This window comes from Arcobacter defluvii, from assembly GCF_013201725.1.
Classification (GTDB): Bacteria; Campylobacterota; Campylobacteria; order Campylobacterales; family Arcobacteraceae; genus Aliarcobacter; species Aliarcobacter defluvii.
Genome location: NZ_CP053835.1, coordinates 1,789,371 through 1,808,857, shown reverse-complemented (window position 1 = coordinate 1,808,857; position 19,487 = coordinate 1,789,371). Strand labels below are relative to the sequence as shown.

The 19,487-nt window shown below is 24.4% G+C and carries 20 protein-coding genes; 14 read left to right on the top strand and 6 right to left on the bottom strand.

What is annotated here, in order from left to right:
• Positions 1-12 precede the first annotated feature (12 nt).
• Together ADFLV_RS09080 and ADFLV_RS09075 are read left to right on the top strand one after the other, a co-directional pair.
• Positions 13-1,359, top strand: coding sequence for an efflux RND transporter periplasmic adaptor subunit (locus ADFLV_RS09080; protein ID WP_129010546.1), 1,347 nt, complete (start codon positions 13-15; stop codon positions 1,357-1,359).
• Complete coding sequence (locus ADFLV_RS09075; protein ID WP_129010547.1) at positions 1,359-3,479, top strand: site-2 protease family protein; 2,121 nt, start codon at positions 1,359-1,361, stop codon at positions 3,477-3,479. Before ADFLV_RS09080 ends, ADFLV_RS09075 begins: the two co-directional genes overlap by 1 nt.
• Before the next feature lie 2 nt (positions 3,480-3,481).
• On the opposite strand, the gene ADFLV_RS09070 is transcribed toward ADFLV_RS09075, so the two are convergent.
• The gene (locus ADFLV_RS09070) at positions 3,482-3,853 is read right to left on the bottom strand and encodes a J domain-containing protein (protein ID WP_228712362.1); all 372 of its coding nucleotides are present in this window, start codon (positions 3,851-3,853) and stop codon (positions 3,482-3,484) included.
• 262 nt (positions 3,854-4,115) lie between these two features.
• On the opposite strand from ADFLV_RS09070, the gene ADFLV_RS09065 reads away from it, so the two are divergent.
• From ADFLV_RS09065 to ADFLV_RS09055, 3 genes are all read left to right on the top strand, one after another.
• Positions 4,116-4,901, top strand: coding sequence for a substrate-binding periplasmic protein (locus tag ADFLV_RS09065; RefSeq protein ID WP_129010549.1), 786 nt, complete (start codon positions 4,116-4,118; stop codon positions 4,899-4,901).
• A gap of 10 nt (positions 4,902-4,911) precedes the next feature.
• Positions 4,912-7,314, top strand: coding sequence for a PAS domain S-box protein (locus tag ADFLV_RS09060; RefSeq protein WP_129010550.1), 2,403 nt, complete (start codon positions 4,912-4,914; stop codon positions 7,312-7,314).
• Positions 7,315-7,449: 135 nt separating this feature from the next.
• A complete protein-coding gene (locus ADFLV_RS09055) occupies positions 7,450-9,141 on the top strand; it encodes an L-lactate permease (RefSeq protein WP_129010551.1) in 1,692 nt (563 codons plus the stop codon).
• A 31-nt stretch (positions 9,142-9,172) separates the two neighbouring features.
• Here ADFLV_RS09055 and ADFLV_RS09050 read toward each other — a convergent pair whose 3' ends face one another.
• Positions 9,173-9,796 (bottom strand): DsbA family protein, encoded by a 624-nt coding sequence (locus tag ADFLV_RS09050; protein WP_129010552.1) that lies wholly within the window; start codon positions 9,794-9,796, stop codon positions 9,173-9,175.
• Between the two features lie 99 nt (positions 9,797-9,895).
• Between ADFLV_RS09050 and ADFLV_RS09045 the strand changes: the two genes are divergently transcribed.
• Genes ADFLV_RS09045 through ADFLV_RS09030 form a run of 4 tightly spaced genes read left to right on the top strand, consistent with a single transcriptional unit; the run spans position 9,896 to position 12,577 of the window.
• Positions 9,896-10,162 carry a DnaJ domain-containing protein gene (locus ADFLV_RS09045; RefSeq protein ID WP_014474461.1) on the top strand — a complete coding sequence of 89 codons (267 nt, stop codon included), beginning with the start codon at positions 9,896-9,898 and terminating at the stop codon, positions 10,160-10,162.
• Between the two features lie 10 nt (positions 10,163-10,172).
• Positions 10,173-11,027 (top strand): ADP-ribosylglycohydrolase family protein, encoded by an 855-nt coding sequence (locus ADFLV_RS09040; RefSeq protein ID WP_129010553.1) that lies wholly within the window; start codon positions 10,173-10,175, stop codon positions 11,025-11,027.
• A 10-nt stretch (positions 11,028-11,037) separates the two neighbouring features.
• Positions 11,038-11,466, top strand: coding sequence for a phosphate-starvation-inducible PsiE family protein (locus ADFLV_RS09035; protein WP_014474459.1), 429 nt, complete (start codon positions 11,038-11,040; stop codon positions 11,464-11,466).
• A 10-nt stretch (positions 11,467-11,476) separates the two neighbouring features.
• On the top strand, positions 11,477-12,577 hold the full coding sequence (locus tag ADFLV_RS09030; RefSeq protein WP_129010554.1) for a glycoside hydrolase family 3 N-terminal domain-containing protein: 1,101 nt from the start codon (positions 11,477-11,479) through the stop codon (positions 12,575-12,577).
• Between the two features lie 18 nt (positions 12,578-12,595).
• On the opposite strand, the gene ADFLV_RS09025 is transcribed toward ADFLV_RS09030, so the two are convergent.
• Genes ADFLV_RS09025 through ADFLV_RS09010 form a run of 4 tightly spaced genes read right to left on the bottom strand, consistent with a single transcriptional unit; the run spans position 12,596 to position 16,433 of the window.
• Positions 12,596-13,642: an AI-2E family transporter gene (locus ADFLV_RS09025; protein ID WP_129010555.1), complete on the bottom strand. Its 1,047-nt coding sequence runs from the start codon at positions 13,640-13,642 to the stop codon at positions 12,596-12,598.
• Positions 13,643-13,679: 37 nt separating this feature from the next.
• Positions 13,680-15,452 (bottom strand): ABC transporter ATP-binding protein, encoded by a 1,773-nt coding sequence (locus tag ADFLV_RS09020; protein ID WP_129010556.1) that lies wholly within the window; start codon positions 15,450-15,452, stop codon positions 13,680-13,682.
• 12 nt (positions 15,453-15,464) lie between these two features.
• A complete protein-coding gene (locus ADFLV_RS09015; RefSeq protein WP_129010557.1) occupies positions 15,465-16,112 on the bottom strand; it encodes a winged helix-turn-helix domain-containing protein in 648 nt (215 codons plus the stop codon).
• A 30-nt stretch (positions 16,113-16,142) separates the two neighbouring features.
• Positions 16,143-16,433: a hypothetical protein gene (locus ADFLV_RS09010; RefSeq protein ID WP_014474454.1), complete on the bottom strand. Its 291-nt coding sequence runs from the start codon at positions 16,431-16,433 to the stop codon at positions 16,143-16,145.
• A gap of 158 nt (positions 16,434-16,591) precedes the next feature.
• On the opposite strand from ADFLV_RS09010, the gene ADFLV_RS09005 reads away from it, so the two are divergent.
• From ADFLV_RS09005 to ADFLV_RS08985, 5 genes are all read left to right on the top strand, one after another.
• Complete coding sequence (locus tag ADFLV_RS09005; RefSeq protein WP_129010558.1) at positions 16,592-16,834, top strand: DUF1104 domain-containing protein; 243 nt, start codon at positions 16,592-16,594, stop codon at positions 16,832-16,834.
• Entirely contained in the window at positions 16,824-17,492 is a 669-nt protein-coding gene (locus ADFLV_RS09000) for a response regulator transcription factor (protein ID WP_129010559.1), read from the top strand. The genes ADFLV_RS09005 and ADFLV_RS09000 overlap by 11 nt, the downstream gene beginning before the upstream one ends.
• Positions 17,449-18,636, top strand: coding sequence for a sensor histidine kinase (locus ADFLV_RS08995; protein ID WP_041654811.1), 1,188 nt, complete (start codon positions 17,449-17,451; stop codon positions 18,634-18,636). The genes ADFLV_RS09000 and ADFLV_RS08995 overlap by 44 nt, the downstream gene beginning before the upstream one ends.
• Complete coding sequence (locus ADFLV_RS08990; RefSeq protein WP_014474450.1) at positions 18,630-18,977, top strand: hypothetical protein; 348 nt, start codon at positions 18,630-18,632, stop codon at positions 18,975-18,977. Before ADFLV_RS08995 ends, ADFLV_RS08990 begins: the two co-directional genes overlap by 7 nt.
• Positions 18,978-19,045: 68 nt before the next feature.
• The gene (locus tag ADFLV_RS08985) at positions 19,046-19,471 is read left to right on the top strand and encodes a glycine zipper 2TM domain-containing protein (RefSeq protein WP_014474449.1); all 426 of its coding nucleotides are present in this window, start codon (positions 19,046-19,048) and stop codon (positions 19,469-19,471) included.
• The last annotated feature ends 16 nt before the right edge of the window (positions 19,472-19,487 follow it).

The window sequence follows — 19,487 nt, the reverse complement described above, 5'->3', positions numbered from 1 at the left end:
ACAAAATAAAATTTGGAATCAAATATATCAAAACTTCTACAGTTGGAGCACAACTGTAGAAATTGTGAAAGTAAAAAAGAGCTCTATTTTCAAATAGTAAATGGAACAAGAAGCCTTGTGAATTATTCACAAGGTATTTTATTAACTACTGATTTAACAGGAAAATACAAAGTTGTAGCTATTTCAGATATTTCAGTAGTTGATTCAACATCTCCTTATGTACAATGGGTAGAAGATGTAATAACTGATTTGCATAAAAATGACAAAGCAAAAGATGTTTTTATTGTTGATACTAAAAATGATTTAAAAGAGATAAATTTTAAATCTCTTCATGAATTTGCACCATCAAATATCTTATATATTCCTTTAAAGAAATCAAAAGAAAATAGTGATACGGATTATATTTTTCTTCTATTTAAAGAAGAATCTTGGGTTGAAAATGATATTTTGATGATTAAACACTTGTCTTCTTCTCTTACTTATTTTTTATTTGCAATGCGAAGTTGTGGAATTTCTCAAACCTTAAAGAATTTATCATTTAAAAATAAATATTTTAAAATAGCAGTTCTTGTGCTATTTATTTTGATGTTTTTACCTGTTAGGTTGTCTGTTTTAGCACCACTTGAAGTTGATGCAAAAAATCCTTATGTTGTAACATCTCCATTAAATGCAGTTATTGAAGAAGTGAAAGTTTTTCCAAATGATAAAATAGAAAAAAATCAATTGATTGTAAAATTTGATGATGTGGATTTTTCAAATGATTATTTAGTAGCAAAAAGAACTTTGGATGTTACAAATGCCGAACTTTTTAGTACAAAACAGAGTAGTTTTTTAGACCCAAAACAAAAAAGTCAAATTTCACAGTTGGAGAATCAAGTTAAATTAAAAGAAGCAGAACTTGATTATGCAAAAGACCAACTTGATAAAACAAAAATATTTGCTAAAGAAGATGGAATTGCAATTATAAATAATCCAAATGATTGGAAAGGAAAACCTGTATCAACAGGAGAAAGAATTTTTTTAATAGCAAAACCAAATAATATTGAATTAAAAATTATGTTGCCTGTTAGTGATGCTATTTTTTTAGAAGAAAATGCAATTGTAAAAGCTTTTTTTGATAATGATCCAACAAACTCTTGGAGTGCAAAAATAAAATATATCTCTTATAAACCAGAACTTACAGAACAAAATATTTTATCTTATAGAATAACTGCAAATTTTGATGATATAAAAGAAAATGGTTACATCCCTTCAATTGGACTTAGAGGAACTGCAAAGATTTATTCAAAAAAAGTATCTTTATTTTTCTATTTATTTAGAAAACCAATAACTGCCGTTAGACAATGGATAGGTTGGTAATGTTTCAACAACAAGAACAAACGATATTACCAAAAATAAGAGATGATTTAAAACTTTTAGAAACTTCCGTTGCTGAAGATGGTTCAAAAAGATGGCTTTTATTTGATCCAATTCAAAATAAATATTTTGATATTGGACTTGATACTTTTGAATTAATTTCAAATTGGCAAAGTGATATTGAACTTGAAGAGTTTGTAACTATTTTAGAAAAAAAAGATTATGAGATTGATAAAGAATCTTTACAAACTTTTGTTAATTTTTTAATAAATAATAATTTAATTGTTTGTGATGATTCAAAATATACTTCAAGAATGATAAATGTTCAAAAACAATCAAAACAAAATATTTTTAAATGGTTAATTCATAATTATCTATTTATTAGAATTCCTCTTTTAAAACCAGACCTTTGGCTTGAAAGAAATAAAACTAGGGTTGATTTTTTATATTCTAAGCTTTGGCAAAATATTGTTTTAGTTTTAGGTTTTATTGGAATTATTTTTGTCTTAAGAGATTGGGAAAAATTTACTTCAACTTTTATGTATTTATTTTCAAAAGAAGGTTTTTTTTACTATTTTTTATCTTTAGTTTTTGTTAAAAGTTTTCACGAACTAGGGCATGCTTTTACAGCCAAAAGATATGGTTGTAAAGTTCCAACTATGGGAGTTGCATTTTTAGTTTTATTTCCTGTTTTATATACAGATACAACAAATGCTTGGAAATTAAAATCAAAATATCAAAGATTAAAAATCGTTGTTGCTGGAATGAAAGTAGAACTTTATTTAGGTTTAATTGCCACTTTCTTATGGTCTTTTGCTCCTGATGGGATATTAAAAAGTATTTTATTTATTATTGCAACAACAAGTTGGATTAGCTCATTACTTATAAATATTAGTCCATTTTTACGATTTGATGGTTATTATGCTTTATCAGATATTACAGATAGTAAAAATTTACAACCTCGTTCTTTTGCAATGGCAAGATGGTTTATAAGAAAAAATATTTTAGGTTTAGATGAAGTAAAACCAGAAATCTTACCAAAAGAAAAAGAGAGATTTTTTATTGTTTATGCCATAGGAACTTGGATTTATAGATTTTTCTTATTTTTAGGAATAGCTGTTTTAGTCTATTATTATGCTTTTAAAGTTTTAGGAATAGTTTTATTTTTAGTTGAAATTATTTGGTTTATTTTTTTACCTATTTTTAAAGAGTTAAAATTTTGGTGGAGTAAAAAAGCACAAGTAGAATTTAATAAAAGAAATAAAATCTCTTTAACTTTATTTATAATATTTTTATTTTTGATATTTATTCCTTGGAATACAAATATCAAAATGCCAGCAATTATTGAATCAAAGAACTATATTGAGTATTACTCTGCTGAAGATGGATTTATAGAAAAAATATTTTTTACAAATGGAGATTATGTAAAAAAAGATCAACTATTATTGAAAATTAAATCTCCACAACTTGAGTTTAAAATATCACAAATTCAAAAAGAGATAACACAAATTGAACTTGAAATCAATAAACAAGCAGGTTTTAAAGAAAATCTAAATAAACGTTTTGTTTTAGAAGAATCTTTATTGAAAAAACAAAATGAATTAGATGGTTTAAAAAAAGTTATAGATAAGTTTGAAATAAAAGCAAATTTTGATGGAAAAATCTATTTCAATGATGTTTTTAAAGTAAATCAATGGATAAATAAAAAAGAGCCAATTTTTGTGTTATATGATAATTTAAACTACAAAATAGTTGGTTTTTGTAATGAAAATGATTTTAAATTATTGAAAGAAAATAGTAATAGTAAATTTATTTTTAGTTCAGGAGATATAAAAGATATTCATTCAAAAATATCAAATATCTCAAAAGTTTCTGTTCCATATTTAGAATTTCCTGAATTATCTTCTGATTTTGGAGGAGAAATAGCTACAAGACAAGATAAAAATAAAGGGATAAAAACAGAACAAGCTTATTATAAAATCTCAATAGATTTAAATGATATTTCATTAAATTTAGAAAATAGAAAGGTTGGAGTTTTAGTTACTCAAGGAGAATCTTCAAGTATAATTTCAAGAATCTTTAAAAAAGCAGTTTCAGTTCTAATAAGAGAGAGTGAATTTTAAATTCACTCTACAGTTTTCATCAAAATATCTCTATAATTGTTTAATTCTTTCATTTTTTCATCATTTCCACCATTCATATCTGGATGATATTTACGTGCAAGTTCTTTATATCTTTTTTTTATCTCTTCTTTTGTTGGAGAGTGAGTAAATCCAAAAAACTCTTTTGCTTTTTCAACTTCATTAAATCTTGGAGCATTTGCAAAACCTTGAAAGCCTGAATTATTGAAGTTATTAAAATCTCTAAAATCAAAATTTGTACCATTTTGAAATTGTGAGCTATCAAATCTAAATGAAAAACTATTTGCTTTCATTTTTTTCTTAAAGTTATAAATAATAAAAGCGATAATCAAAACAAAAATTCCTACTATTATCATAAAAGTACCAAAATTTGTAAAAATTAAATATAGAATAAAAAATAATATGGCTAGTCTTATTAATCTATTAAATATATAAATAATTGTGTTGTTATACATAAAATCCCTTTTTAAATAGTTGCGTATTATATAATGCTTTATACTATAAATAAATTAATCAATATTAACAAAAAATTATTTTATTGATAAAGATTTTCATTTAATATAGTTTATACCTATATTTTGTATAATCATTGATATTTTACGTTATTAGGAATATTAAATGAGACACATTAAAAAATTATATTTACTATTATTTTTCTCTTTAGCTCTTTTTGCAAATGGAGATATTCTTGATGAGATAAAATCAACAAATAAACTAAGAGTTTGTGTTTGGCCTGAATATTATGGAATCTCTTATTTAGACCAAAGAACTCAACAATTTTCAGGAATAGATAGTGATTTAGCTCAAGAATTGGCAAAAGATTTAAATGTAAATTTAGAGTTTGTAATGAGTTCTTTTGCAACTTTAATTGATGATATAAATAATGATGTTTGTCAAATTGCAATGTTTGCAATTGGAAACACTGCCCAAAGACGAGAAAAGATTAGATTTACAACAGCGCATTTATCAAGTGATGTTTATGCAATTACTACAAAAAATAATAGAAGAATTCAAAATTGGGATGATATTGATAAAAAAGGTAATATTGTTGCAGTTGCAAAGGGAACTTATCATGAGCCAATTATGAAAGAAAAATTAAAAAATGCTGAACTTTTAGTTGTGGATAAAATGCATCAAAGGGAAGAAGAAGTTCAATCTGGTCGTGCTGATGTTTTTATGACAGATTATCCTTTTGCTAAAAGAATGCTAATCAAAACTAATTGGGCAAAATTAATAGAACCAAAAACTACTTATTTTAAAACTGATTATGCTTGGGCTATGAAATATGGTGATGATAAATTTTATAATAGAGTTGAGAAATTTATTGATGATATAAAAGTAGATGGCAGACTTCTTTTATTAGCTAAAAAAAATGGTTTAGAACCAATTGTTAAATTAAAATAAGTATATTTTGATGAAGTTTACAGTTTCAAAAATAATTATTGCAAGTTTATTTATCATTTTTCTTGTAATCTCAGGTGTTTTTTTTTCTATAAGTGTTTTAAAAGATGAAACAATAAAAACTCATTTAAAATTAGTTCAATTATATTCAAGTATTTTTGTTGATAATCTAACAAAAACAATAAACTCTATGGATTTATTTTCTCAAAGTTTAGTGGTACTTTTAAAAAATGAAGAAAAAGAGGAAATTATTAATAATAAACTACTAAATTTATTAAAAGAGAATTTAGAAATAAGATCAATAAATATTTTAGATGAGAATAATAAAATCATATATAGCTCAAATAAGTTAAATAAAAATCTTTTAATAAATTTAGAATCTTTTTATCCAATACCAACTTATAGTAAAGATATTTTAAGAGTTGGAAATACGAAAGAGGGAAGAGATTTTTTTGATGCAAAAAATATCGAGTATTCAAAGAATAATTTGGATATAAATTTTTTTCCTATATTAAAAGAGGTTTCTTTAGGTTATAAAAGAGTTAAAGTTTTAATTGCCATAAATGGTGATTTTTTACTTAATCGATATAATAATTTTTTAAATATTGAACATTGTTATATTGATATTTTAAAAATAGATGGAACATTATTGGTTTCAAACGATTTTAGAGAACAAAGCAATATAGATATTAGTGATGAGTTAAAGACTATTATAAAAGAAAAAAATTCATTTTCTGGTATTTTTGATTTTAATAAAGAAAAAACTATTCTTTCTTATAACAGCACTTTAAATTATCCATTTTTAGTAATAGTAAGATTGAATTTTGACAAAACTTTACAAACTTGGGAAGAAAAAAGTTATACTTTTTTAGTAACTATTTTTGCTTTATTAATCTTATCTATTATTCTAATAATTTCATGGTTAATTACTTATAATAAAAGAATTAACAAAGAATTTTCTCTAAATAAAAAATTTAAAATTTTGTTTGAACAAAGTAGTTTTTTTGCTCTAATAGTAGATTCTGATGGAAAAATTTTAGATATAAATAAGAGTTTTCTATCTTTATTTTTTGAAAATAAAATTGAAGATAAAAATATTTGGGAATATTCATGTTGGCCTGAGAGTGAAAAAAAATGGTTAGAAAGTATTTTTAGAAATTATACGGATGGTGAAAAAGTACAAAAAGAGTTAAATATATATGATTTAGATGGAAAACCAAGAGTATTAGAAATCGTAATATCATCTTTTGAAATTGATGAACATATTGAATATGTACTAATTGCTTTAGATATTACAATAAAAAAACAAAGAGAAAAAGAACTTAAAAATGCTCATATTGTTTTCAAAAATGCCCATGATGGAATAGTTGTAACTGATGATAAAGCAAATATCGTAAATGTAAATAAAGCATTTGAATTAAATACTGGATATACATTAAAAGAAGTTGTTGGAAGAAATCCAAAAATCTTAAAATCAGGTCTTCAAGAAGAAGATTTTTATAAAAATATGTGGACAGAGTTGATTTCTACAGGTTATTGGGAAGGTGAAATAACAAATAAAGATAAAAATGGGAAACTTTATATTGAAAGAATAAAAATAAATGCTGTTTATAATGAAAATAATAAATTGACAAATTATATTGCAGTTTTTTCTGATATAACTTTACAAAAAGAACAAGAAAGACTTTTACATGAAAAAGAAAAACTTCTTTTTCAACAATCAAAATTATCAGCTATGGGTGAAATGATAGGAAATATTGCCCATCAATGGAGACAACCTTTAAGTGTGATTAGTTCTTCAACGAGTGCTATTAAACTTCATGAAGAAGAGGGGTTTTATTCAAAAGAAGAAATTATTGATTTTATAGAAGTGATTTTAAATTCTACAAAATATTTATCAAATACTATTGATGATTTTAGGAATTTTTATAAAGAAGACTCAGTAAAAAGTAACTTTGATGTAAAACAAGCTATTAATAGTAGTTTAAATCTGATAAAAACAGAGCTAGTAAAACATAATATTGAACTTGTTTTTGTCAATGATGATAATTTTGAAATAAAAGGTATTAGAAACCAATTTTTACAAGTTATGATGAATATCTTAATAAATGCAAAAGATGCTTTTATTGAAAAAGAACAAGATTTAAAATTAATATTTATAAATCTTTATGAAGAAGAAGGAAAAAAAATTATTGAGATTTATGATAATGCAGGTGGAATAAATGAAAATGTTATTGCCCATGTTTTTGAACCATATTTTACAACAAAACATAAATCAGTTGGAACGGGAATTGGTTTATATATGAGTGAAGAGATAATTACAAAAGGATTAAATGGAGAAATTTTTGTTTCAAATAAAAATTTTGTATATAAAAATCAAAAATTTATTGGAGCAGAATTTAGAATAATTATATAAAATGTAACTAATTTGTTACCAAAATTATCACTTTTATAGATAAATTTATGTTATTTTCTTACTAGATATTTTTTCTCATAAAAATATCATATCTCAAAACTATTCTTAGTCTAATTTTTATTAGGAGGAAAGTTTATGAGTTTAGGTTTTCAAGCATTTTTTGCTGCGTTACCAATCATATTTGCTGGTATTTTACTTGTAGGACTTAGAGTTTCTGCAAAAAAAGCAATGCCTTTAGTTTATATTGCAACAATCGCAGTTGCATTTTTGGTTTGGGAAGTTTCTTTTGAAAGAGTTCTTGCTTCAACGATTGAAGGAATGTTAATCACAATTTCTGTTTTATGGATTATTTTTGGTGCTATTTTACTTTTAAATACACTAAAACATTCAGGTGCAATTATTGTAATTAGAGAAGGATTTAATAATATTAGTCCTGATAGAAGAATACAAGTTATTATCGTAGCTTGGTTATTTGGTTCATTTATTGAAGGAGCTTCTGGTTTTGGAACACCTGCTGCTATTGCTGCTCCATTACTTGTAGCTATTGGATTTCCTGCTATGGCAGCTGTTATGGTTGGTATGATGATCCAAAGTACTCCTGTATCTTTTGGTGCAGTTGGAACTCCTATTTTAATTGGAGTAAATAAAGGATTAGATTCAGCTGGAATTGGAGCAACTTTATCAAATTTTGGTTCTTCTTGGGATTCATATCTTCAAATTATTACATCAGAAGTAGCTATTACTCATGCAATTGCTGGAACATTTATTCCTTTATTTATGATTATCATGCTTACAAGATTTTTTGGAGAAAATAAATCTTGGAGTGAAGGATTATCAATAATTCCTTTTGCAATTTTTGCAGGTCTTGCGTTTACAATTCCTTATGCTTTAACAGGTGTATTTTTAGGTGCAGAGTTCCCATCATTAATTGGTGCATTAGTTGGTTTACCAATCGTTGTCTTAGCAGCTAAAAATGGATTCTTAGTTCCTAAAAAATCTTGGGATTTTGCTCCAAGAGAAAAATGGCCAGTTGCATGGGTTTCTAAATTTGAAATGAAATTTGATGCAATGACATCAAAAGAAGCTATGTCTTTAACAAAAGCTTGGATTCCTTATGTATTAGTTGCTGCAATTTTAGTATTAACAAGAGTTAGTGCTGATGCAAAAGCTTTTGTTATGTCTTTAGCATTCTCATACAAAAATATTTTAGGAGAAGGTCTAAACTTTACTATGAATCCTTTATATTTACCAGGAGGAATTTTAGTATTTGTTGTAATTATCACTTATTTTTTACATAAAATGGAATTTAAAGAGTTAAAAGCAGCTGTTGGTGAATCTTCAAGAGTAATGATTGGTGCTGGATTTGTACTTGTATTTACTATTCCACTTGTAAGAGTTTTAATTAATTCAGGTGTTAATGCTTCTGGATTTGATTCCATGCCAATTGCAATGGCAAATTTTGTTGCTCATTCAGTTGGAGATATTTATCCTTTATTTGCACCAGTTGTTGGAGCTTTAGGAGCATTTATTGCTGGAAGTAATACAGTTTCAAATATGATGTTAAGTCAATTCCAATTTGGTGTTGCTGATGCGTTAGGTGTTTCTACAGCATTTATGGTTGCTCTTCAAGCAGTTGGAGCAGCAGCTGGAAATATGATAGCAATTCACAATGTTGTTGCAGCTAGTGCAACTGTTGGATTACTTGACCAAGAAGGTGAGACTTTAAGAAAAACTATTATTCCTACAATTTACTATTGTTTAGTTGTTGGAATTGTTGGTTTAATTGGAATGTATTATTTAGGATTAACTGATCCACTTATGAAATAAATAAAAAAGAAGAAGTAAAAACTTCTTCTTTTTAAAAATAGCTATTTTCTACTAAATCATTTATTTGATTTAACATACTTTTATAATCATTATATTTTATATTTATTGGATATAGTTCTTTTTTATATTTTAAAATCAATGAAGGAAAAACTTTTACATAAAGCGAACGTCTAAAGTTTAGTTCTTCTTGTAAATCATCTTCTATTTTTTGTGATTTTAAATCCTCTTCAAATTTTTTTTCATCCATTCCTATTTGTTTTGCTAAACTAATTAATGTTGAAGCATCACTTGGATTTAATGCTTTTTGATAATAAGCTTCTTGAATGGCATTTATCATTTCATCTTCTTTATCTTCATAACGTGCAAGTATAGTTGCTTGGCATGCAAGATAAGTTGAACGTCTTGGAATACAATTTTTCCAAAAATCATGATTAAACTTAGTTCCAGTTACTTCTTCTATTTCATACCAAATATTTTCTATTTTTTCTTGCATTTCTTTTGGCATTGGCTCATCTGAATGTTTTGCTAAACCTCCAACCACATAAACTATTTTTATATTTGATGCTAAATGTTTTTTTAGTTCATCTAATGTTGCTTTAAATGCATAACACCATGAACACATTGGGTCATGTACATAATATAGAGTATAAACCATAAAAATCCTTCTAAAAATTAATTATTATTTTTATTTAGATTACCTAAATTGATATTAAAACTTTTTGAGTACAATATGTATGAATTTAAAAGGATTTATATGGATTATAGTGAATTTGAAAAAGCTGTTGATATGTTTGGAATATTAACAAGAGTTTCAAGAAAAGATTTGAAAAAAAAGTATTTAAAATTGTCAAAAAAATACCATCCTGATATGCCAGAAGGTAGTGATGAAAAGTTTATTGAATTAAAAAAGAATTACGAAATACTTTGTGCTTATATGGATTCATATTGTTACTCATTTGATAAAGATGAGTTTAGACATCAGTTTCCAGCATTTACGAACTATAAAAATTGGGTGAAATAAGGAGATACAAATGTTTGAAGAAAAAATAAAAGATTTAGTTTTATCTGTGTTAGTTATAGATTCTTACTGTTTAGGAATGCATTGGGTTTATGATGAAGAACAACTTTTAGATAAAAACTTTAATTGGCAAGTTTTAAATGCTCCTAAAGCTTTATGGCATAAAGGAAAAGAAGCAGGAGATTTTACTCATTATGGAGATCAAACTCTTTGGTTATATGAATTTTTGAAAGATAAAAATAGTTTTGATGTGGATTTATATAGAGATTTTTGGTATAAAAAAATGAAAAATTATACAGGATATTTGGATTCTGCTTCAAGAAATACTATTTTAAATATTGAGAATAAAACCACTCCAAGTGGCTCAAATTCAACTGATTTATCAATTGTTGGAAGAATTGCTCCTCTTTTAAAAGTATCAAAAAATAAAGAAGAATTTTTAAAAAATGTACAAATTTTTGTACAAGTAACCCACAATAGTAAAAAAGCAAAAGAGTGTGTAGATTTTTTTGCAAGATTACTTCTTTTAGTTTTAGAAAAAAATGACATAACAAAGTCTATTTTAAAACTTAAAAATGAATATGATGATTCATTTCAAGTTATGATAGAAAAAGGTTTAAATTCAAAAGATGAAGATAGCTTTAAAGCAATTCGAGAATTTGGGCCAGCTTGTGATATAGATGGTGGATTTAGTGGAGTTATTCATCTTTTAGCAAAATATGATAATTTAAAAGAGATGATTATAAATAACTCAAAAGCTGGTGGAGATTCAAGTGCAAGAGCAATGATTGCAACAACTATTTTTATGGCAAATAAAAATATAAATGAATTACCAAAAGAGTGGTTAAATATAAATAAAAAAATTTAAAGGAGCATTTATGAGAAGAACAATATTAAATTTTTTTTCAGATAAGTTGTATATCGAATTAGCAATTACATCAGTACTATTTTTGATTGCACTTGCTCTTGATAAACTTATGGATTTTATTATTTATATGCTTTATTTTGTGATTTTTTTGGAGATTGTACGAGCAGTTGTAAATTATGTAAGAGAACAAAGAGTTTCTATGACTTTGTTAGTTGATGCTTTTATAATTTTGGCTTTAAGAGAGTTTATTGTAAATGTAGTAAAAGTTAATAAAGAGGATTTGAATACAATTGAGGCAATTTTCTCAAGTCCAATAAATTATAATCTTTTGATATTATCAGGAGTTATTTTATTTTTGATGCTTATTAGATATTTATCTGTAATAACATCACAAAGAAATCTTCTAAAAGAAAAAATAGAAGATAAATTTTTAAATTAAGTGAGTTTATATGCAAAAGAAGTTTTTAGTTTTAGTTTTTATATGTTGTTTTGGTTTTAATAATCTTTTTGCTAATGAGAGTTATTCAAAAGAAGATATAGAAAAAATGATTGCAAAAATGGTGATTTTAGGATTTAATGGAGAAAATATAAGCCAAAAAGATGAAATATATCAAAATATTAAAGCAGGTTTAGGTGGTGTTATTTTATTTGATAAAGATCCAAATGATAAGAAAAAAGTAAAAAATGTAAGAAATAAAGAGCAATTAAAGATTTTAACTTCAGAACTTCAATCAATATCAAAACAAAAATTACTTATTGGAATTGACCAAGAGGGTGGAATAGTTCAACGATTAAAAAGTAGTGATGGTTTTGTAAATACTCCAAAAGCAAGTGAAGTTGCTTTAAAAGGTGAATCTTTTGCAAAACAAACATATAAAAATCTTGCAATTGATTTAAAAGAATCAGGAATAAATCTTGATTTTGCTCCTGTTGTTGATTTGGCTATAAATAAAGAAAATAAAGTAATTGTAACAAGAGGACGTTCTTTTGGAGAGAGTTCAAAAGAGGTTATAAAATACTCTTCAATTTTTATTGATGAATTAAAAAAAGAGCATATCATTTCTGTATTAAAACACTTTCCTGGTCATGGTTCATCTTTAGGTGATTCTCATTTAGGTTTTGTAGATATAACAAATACATGGAATCAAAAAGAGTTAGAGCCATATAAATATTTAATTAATAATGGTAAAGCAAATATGATTATGACGGCTCATGTTTTTAATGAAAAATTAGACAAAGAATATCCTGCAACATTATCTTATAATATAAATACAAATTTATTAAGATATAAATTAGGTTTTGATGGAGTTTTAGTAAGTGATGACTTACAAATGTATGCTATTTCAAAACATTATGATTTAAAACAAACGTTAACTTTAGCTATAAATTCAGGAGTAAATATGCTTTTATTTGCAAATCAATTAGCAAAACCTATAACATTAAAAGAGATTGTTGATACAGTTTATACTCAAATTTTAAGTGAACAAATATCTTTAGAAACAATAATAACTGCAAATAAAAGAATAGATAGTTTATTAAATAAATTATAAAAAGGAGTTATCTCCTTTTTATGCTTCTTTATTGTTTTTTTCTCTTTTTCTTGATAAATCTGACATTAAAATTCCAAGCCAATGCGTTCCTAAATTTGAATCAAAAGCAATTTTTAAAGTCATTGTTATTGGAACAGCTAAGAACATTCCTACTATTCCTAAGATGTAACCCCAAAAAATTAAAGAGAAAAAAATAACTAAAGGAGAAAGACCAAGTTCTTTTCCCATAAGTTTTGGTTCTAGTATATTACTTATTGAAATATTTATTACAACATAGAAAATTGTAATCCAAATAGTTGCATTTACATCAAGATTCATTATTGCTAATAATATCGCAGGAAATGATGCAATAATAGAACCAACAACAGGAACAAAGTTGAAAAGCATTGCAATAACACCCCATAAAATAGGGTAATCAACTCCGAAATATGACAACATAATAGCAATTATAAAACCTGTTAAAAAACTTGTAAATGATTTAACAACAAAGTATCTTTGAATGTTATATGAAAAAAGATTAAAATGTTCAAGTTTTCTTGCATTATTTCTAAAAATAACTCTTAGTTTTGTTTGGAAAGATTTTGATTCTGCTAAAATAAAAGCTACACCAATTACAACTAAAAGAAATTTTGATAAGAAAGTACTAATACTTCCAATGATATTTGTAGTAAAACCAAAAAAAGAACCAAAGTTTAGACTTTCCATGATTTTTGCTTTATCGATTTCAACACCATATGCTTGTATAAAATGAATTGAATTTAAAATCAAATTTTTAAATTTTTCTTCATATACTGGAAGATTTGTAATAAAATCTTTTAATGAAATATTTACTACATAAGCTAACATTAGACTCACTAAAATTACTAAAAATAAAATAAATATATATGATAAAACTTTAGGTATATGTTTTTTTTGCAGTATCTTTAATAAAGATGAAAATATTGAAGAGATAAAAATTGCTAAAAATAGTATAACAACTACTTCACTTGACATTTTAATTCCAGCTATAATTACAACAAAGCTTGCAAAATAGAAAAAATAGTTTTTTAAATTTATTGCATCCATCTAATACCTTTTAAATTTTTTAGTTTGTTATTATAGTTTAAATAAGCTGTTGTTTTACAAATTCTAAATAGTGACCTTCTTTTTCTTCTAAATCCTTATGATTTCCACTTTGAACTAATTTCCCATCATCTATTACATAAATCATATCAGCATTTTTTACTGTACTTAATCTATGTGCTATAGTAATAACAGTTTTGTTTTTTAAAAATTCTTCTAAATCACTAAAAAGTTTTGTTTCCGTATGTACATCAAGTGCAGAAGTTGATTCATCAAAAATTACAATAGCTGGATTTGCTATAATCATTCTTGCTATTGATAATCTTTGTCTTTGACCTCCACTAAGTCTTATTCCATGTTTTCCTACAATCGTATCAAGTTTATTTGGCATATTTTCAATACTTTCATTTAATTGAGCAATTTTTAAAGCTCTATAAATTTCTTCATCACTTATAACTTCATTTCCCATAGTGATATTAAATCGTAAACTATTATTAAATAAAATGGGCATTTGTAAAACTAAAAAGATATTTTCTCTTAAACTTTGTCTTTCAATTTCGTCAATACTAATATTGTTATATAAAATATCTCCCGAGGTTTTAGAGTAAAAGCCTGAAATGATATGAGCAATTGTAGTTTTTCCACTTCCACTTGCTCCAATAATAGCTATTTTTTCTCCTGCTTTTATATCAAAAGAGATATTTTTTAAAGTTTGTTTGCTTTTATTATATGAAAAAGATAGATTTCTTATAGAAATATCTATTTTTTTTGTATTTTTATTTAGTTTAATTGTTCCATTTTTTTCTTTTTCTAATTCTAAAATCTTATTTATTCTATTTATTGCAGTTTTTGCACTTGCATATGAGTATTGAATAGTTAAAATGTCTTGGATTGGAGTCATTATAAACCAAATATATCCAAACATTGCAAACATTAAACCAATTGATAAATCACTATAAGCAACTAAAATCAATCCAACAGCTCTAAAAATTTCAAATGCAATTAAAAAAATAGTAAATGAAAATCTCTCATAAGCAACACTTTTATAGTTAAATTCATTTGAAGTTTTTTGAATATTTTTTGCTTTATTTATTGAATCTTCAAAAAAATATTTTTCTTTATTGCTAGCTTTTATTTGACCAAATAAATCTAAAGTTTCATTTATATTATTTTGAAAAATTTCAACTGCTTTATTTTCTTCTTTTTTTAATAAACCTGTTTTATTTGCAATTCTTTTTGATAATATCATGATTATAGGTTGAATAAACAAAATCATTAAACCTAAAATGAAATTTATTTTAATCACAACTATTGCAACTGCAATTAAAGTTAAAGTAGAAGATATTAATTTACTTGAAACAGATACAATAAAATTATCTAAAGTATTAACATCAGTTATTAAGTTTGCACTTATACTTCCACTTCCTAAACTTTCATATTCATTCATATTCACCAGTTCAAGATGATTTAAGAGTTTTTCTCTTATTTTAAATGTTACAAACTTAGAAATTTTTGTAAATATTTTAGTGATAATTACACTAAAAATAAAATAAGTTAATCTTAAAAATAAAACAATAAATGTAACTATTGCAATATAATAAAAAGCTGAGCCATTTCCCCAAAGTTTATCAATATTTGTTACAAAAAAATCAGGTTTGTTAAGTAATACTTCATCTACTAAAAGTGGTAAAAGAAGAGGAATAGGGACACTTATTAGTATAGCAATTATAGTTATTACTTGCCCAAAAATAAGTGATTTTTTATTTTCAAGCAAAAGCTTGAAAATATATTTTAAAGATATTTTTTCATTCATTTAACATAAGCTTTATATATCTATCCTATATCCTACACCTGAGACATTTTTTATTAATTCTTTATAAGTTTTTTTTCTTATTTCTTTAATTAAAGATCTTAATGCATCCTGAGTCATAGAACCATTCCAAATTTCATTATTTATCTTATCGTAACTTAAAGCTATATTGCTATTTTTAAAAATAAAATCAAAAAATAAAATTTCCTTTTTTGTTAGGGGAATTAAAACATTCTTTTTAAATAAAATTTTATTATATGTATCATACACAAAATCATTTTTTAGTGTTTGTATATTTGAAGTTTTTGAATCTAAATTTTTTATACAAATTTTTAATGTATCAATAAAATCATTTATACAATTTAAATTATGGATAAATTTTATTTGAGTTAATTCAAGACTTTGTAATAAATGAGTATCATTTAATTGGTCTAAAATTGCAATTATTTGTATTTGTTTATCTAAAACTCTGACTTGTTTTAATAATTCAAAATTATATTTTGTAATAACTACATGAATATCCTTAGTATTTATTAAATCTATTAATTCTTCATGATTATCATAATTAAAAGAGTTGTTAGAATAAGAAGATAGATATTCACTAAATTTATTATCAAGAATATTTGAATGGTAACAAATGTTAAAATATTTTAATTCTTTCATTACTATCCTTATTATTTAAAATTAAAATTTTTATTCATTTGACATTTTTTCACAAATATCAAGTTTCATACCATCATGATAAATACAATTTAGTCCACAATTAAATGAAGCAATATTTTCTAAATTTTGATTTTTAATTTCTAAAATAGAGACTTTTTTGCACTCTTCAAGAGAAGTAAAAGTTATAGGACTTTTTATTTTATTTTTTGTATCTTCTTTTTTAGGATATATAAAAGCTGTCCATTTTTCTTCTTTTTTTTCACCAAAACAACCATTTAATAAAAAAATTAAACAACTCATAATTAATATATTTTTAAACATAATCTCTCTTTTTATTTGATTTTAGTGAAAAATTATTTAGAGAATCCTAAAATTTATCAATTGATAATTATTTTTCTTTTTTTTTGAATAAATATATTGTATATTCAACAATTATTATACGTTTGTTATGTTACAATGAAAATAAAAAAGTTGAGAAGATGAAAAAAGTTGTATTAATAATTTTTTTATTATTTAGTTCTTTGATTGCCAAAGAAGATTATTCTGAAATGAGCACACAAGAATTAATTGAAATAATTGGTTATGTAAAAGATGAGAATAAACTATCTTTTTTAAAGGAATTAAATTCTAGAATTCCAAAAATGAGTGAATATGAAAGAACTCAATATGAAAAAAGATTAAATGAAACATTAGAAGAAAAGCAACTTGAAAATGAAAAGTAAAATATTATTATTAGAAGATGATTTAAATCTGAGTGAAACGGTATCAGATTATTTCGAAGAACAAGGTTTTGATGTAATTTGTGTTTATGATGGAGATGAAGCAATTTCTTCTATTTATGAACATAATTTTGATTTATTATTACTTGATGTAAATGTTCCAAATAAAAGTGGTTTTGATGTCTTAAAAGAAGTTCGAAATCAAAACAAAAATACTCCAGCTATTTTTATTACTTCTTTAAATTCTATGGATTCTTTAGAAGAAGGATTTTCTTGTGGTTGTGATGATTATATTAGAAAACCATTCGAGTTAAAAGAACTTTTAATTCGTGTTCAGACAATATTAAAAAGAGAATTTTCTAATAAAAATGAATTAATAAATATTACAGAAAAAATCACATTTAATTCTATATCTAATGAATTAAGAGACAATGGAGTTGAAGTAAAATTAAATTTAAAAGAGTTAAAACTTTTAAAACTTTTTTTACAGCATCCAAATGAACTTTTAGTTCATGATAGAATTTATGATTATGTTTGGGATTATGATGAAGAGTATAGTGATAACTCTTTACGAACTTATATTAAAAATCTTAGAAAGATTTTAGGAAAAGATAAAATTGTTAGTCTTAAAAAACTCGGGTATAGATTTAACCAAGAGTGAAACTAGAACTATTCTAGGTTTCTCTTTTTTATACTCTTTTCTTGTATTGGTAATTTTAAGTGTTGTTACATTTTTATATTATCAATTCCAAAAAGATTTGATGTTACAAGAAAAGAGACAACTTTTACAAAATTATTCAAATAATCTAATCTTTAGATTAAAAGATTTACATATTAATATTGATAAAAATAATATTTATCCACGAGATGAAAAGTTTGAATCGGCAATTTTTGATAGTGATAAAAAGAAAATCTTTTCTACTTTAAAATCAGAAGAAGTAAGTTTGGATGATGTCATTTATTTAAGCGGTCATCAAATTCATTTTATAAAAGAACCTGAATCTTACTATCTAGGTTCAAAATATGTAATTATAGAAATTCCTGATGATAATATCTGGTTTGAAAATATAAAATATAAGATGATTATAGCCTTTTTAGGGGCTTTTTTATTTATGATACTTATTGGATACTTTATATCAAAACTTTTTTTAAAACCAATGCGAGATGCTTTACATTTGCTTGATAGATTTATAAAAGATACAACTCATGAGTTAAATACTCCTGTTACTGCAATTATTACAAATATTGAAATGATAAATAAAGATTTGTTAGATGAAAAACTTGCAAAAAAAATAAATAGAATAGAAATTGGAGCAAAAACTATTTCAAATATCTATGAAGATTTAACTTTTGTAACTTTAAATAATCAAATAATATCTAATAATGAAGAGATTAATTTATCAAATATTCTAAAACAAAGAATAGACTTTTTCTCAAGTATCGCAACAATGAAAAAAATAAGATTTGATATATACATAAAAGAAGATGTTATGATTTTTTGTGATATTAAAAAAATTTCAAAATTAATAGATAATTTACTTTCTAATGCAATAAAATATAATAAAATCTCAGGTTTTATAAAAGTAGTATTGAGTAAAAATAGCCTAAGTATTGAAGATAGTGGAAAAGGAATAAGTAAAGAAAATCTTGACAAATTATTTGAAAGATATTCTAGATTTGATAAAAGTGTAGGTGGTTTTGGTATTGGTTTGAATATTGTTTCTTTGATTGCAAAAGAGTATGATTTTAAGATTGAAGTTACTTCAGAAATTGATGTTGGTACAAAGGTAAAGATTAGATGGTAAGAATTTTTATATTTATAAGTTTATTTTCATTAACTCTTTTTGCTGCTAAAAATGATAAAAATAATATATATGAAACAGATTGTGTTAAATGTCATAATAGAATACCTGTAACTATAGATAAATATTTTTATAGATATTTACTAAAGTATAGTAGTGAAACAGAAGTAAAAAAAGCAATGTTTGCTTTTTTGAAAAATCCAACTAAAGAAAAAACTATAATGTCTGAATCTTTTATAACAAGATTTGGAATAAAGAAAAAAACAAAATTATCTGATAAAAAATTAAATGAAGCTTTAGATATTTACTGGGAAAAATATAAGATTTTTGGTAAGTTGAAATAATTTTTTACTTCCACAATATATTCACAATAAAGGCTTATACTAATCCAAACAAGATAAAAGGATATTAAATGAAAAAAATTTTATCAATACTTTTAATTTCAAGTTCTTTAGTATTTGCAGATAATAACTCAATTGGTTTAGATACAGTAGTTGGAGCAACATTAGGTGTTGCTATTGGGAATCAAATAGGAAAAGGTAGTGGCAAAGATGTTGCAAGAGTAGCTGGTGGTTTATTAGGTGCAACAATTGCAAATAATTCACGAGATTCAAGAAATTATTCAAATTATAATAATACGCCTTATAATAATGGCTATGAACGAACTACAACATATATAAGGGATGATTATTACGATGACTATTATGATAGAAGACCACCTACAGAAGTAGTTGTAATTTATGATAGTTTCCCAAGACCTTATTACTATCCTGGATTTTATCCTCCTAGACACCATCATAGAAATTTCCATGATTTTCATCATGGATATAGAAGATAAAAGCTCAAGTTTTAAC

What these genes read in the sequence shown, in the direction of transcription:
- ADFLV_RS09045 (WP_014474461.1), top strand. Translation starts at nt 9,896, where the DNA reads ATGGATTATAGTGAATTTGAAAAAGCTGTTGATATGTTTGGAATATTA.
- ADFLV_RS09020 (WP_129010556.1), bottom strand. Translation starts at nt 15,452, where the DNA reads ATGAATGAAAAAATATCTTTAAAATATATTTTCAAGCTTTTGCTTGAA.
- ADFLV_RS09010 (WP_014474454.1), bottom strand. Translation starts at nt 16,433, where the DNA reads ATGTTTAAAAATATATTAATTATGAGTTGTTTAATTTTTTTATTAAAT.
- ADFLV_RS09075 (WP_129010547.1), top strand. Translation starts at nt 1,359, where the DNA reads ATGTTTCAACAACAAGAACAAACGATATTACCAAAAATAAGAGATGAT.
- ADFLV_RS09070 (WP_228712362.1), bottom strand. Translation starts at nt 3,853, where the DNA reads ATGATAATAGTAGGAATTTTTGTTTTGATTATCGCTTTTATTATTTAT.
- ADFLV_RS09065 (WP_129010549.1), top strand. Translation starts at nt 4,116, where the DNA reads ATGAGACACATTAAAAAATTATATTTACTATTATTTTTCTCTTTAGCT.
- ADFLV_RS08990 (WP_014474450.1), top strand. Translation starts at nt 18,630, where the DNA reads ATGGTAAGAATTTTTATATTTATAAGTTTATTTTCATTAACTCTTTTT.
- ADFLV_RS09055 (WP_129010551.1), top strand. Translation starts at nt 7,450, where the DNA reads ATGAGTTTAGGTTTTCAAGCATTTTTTGCTGCGTTACCAATCATATTT.
- ADFLV_RS09035 (WP_014474459.1), top strand. Translation starts at nt 11,038, where the DNA reads ATGAGAAGAACAATATTAAATTTTTTTTCAGATAAGTTGTATATCGAA.
- ADFLV_RS09015 (WP_129010557.1), bottom strand. Translation starts at nt 16,112, where the DNA reads ATGAAAGAATTAAAATATTTTAACATTTGTTACCATTCAAATATTCTT.
- ADFLV_RS09025 (WP_129010555.1), bottom strand. Translation starts at nt 13,642, where the DNA reads ATGGATGCAATAAATTTAAAAAACTATTTTTTCTATTTTGCAAGCTTT.
- ADFLV_RS09050 (WP_129010552.1), bottom strand. Translation starts at nt 9,796, where the DNA reads ATGGTTTATACTCTATATTATGTACATGACCCAATGTGTTCATGGTGT.
- ADFLV_RS08985 (WP_014474449.1), top strand. Translation starts at nt 19,046, where the DNA reads ATGAAAAAAATTTTATCAATACTTTTAATTTCAAGTTCTTTAGTATTT.
- ADFLV_RS09040 (WP_129010553.1), top strand. Translation starts at nt 10,173, where the DNA reads ATGTTTGAAGAAAAAATAAAAGATTTAGTTTTATCTGTGTTAGTTATA.
- ADFLV_RS09005 (WP_129010558.1), top strand. Translation starts at nt 16,592, where the DNA reads ATGAAAAAAGTTGTATTAATAATTTTTTTATTATTTAGTTCTTTGATT.
- ADFLV_RS09000 (WP_129010559.1), top strand. Translation starts at nt 16,824, where the DNA reads ATGAAAAGTAAAATATTATTATTAGAAGATGATTTAAATCTGAGTGAA.
- ADFLV_RS09060 (WP_129010550.1), top strand. Translation starts at nt 4,912, where the DNA reads ATGAAGTTTACAGTTTCAAAAATAATTATTGCAAGTTTATTTATCATT.
- ADFLV_RS09030 (WP_129010554.1), top strand. Translation starts at nt 11,477, where the DNA reads ATGCAAAAGAAGTTTTTAGTTTTAGTTTTTATATGTTGTTTTGGTTTT.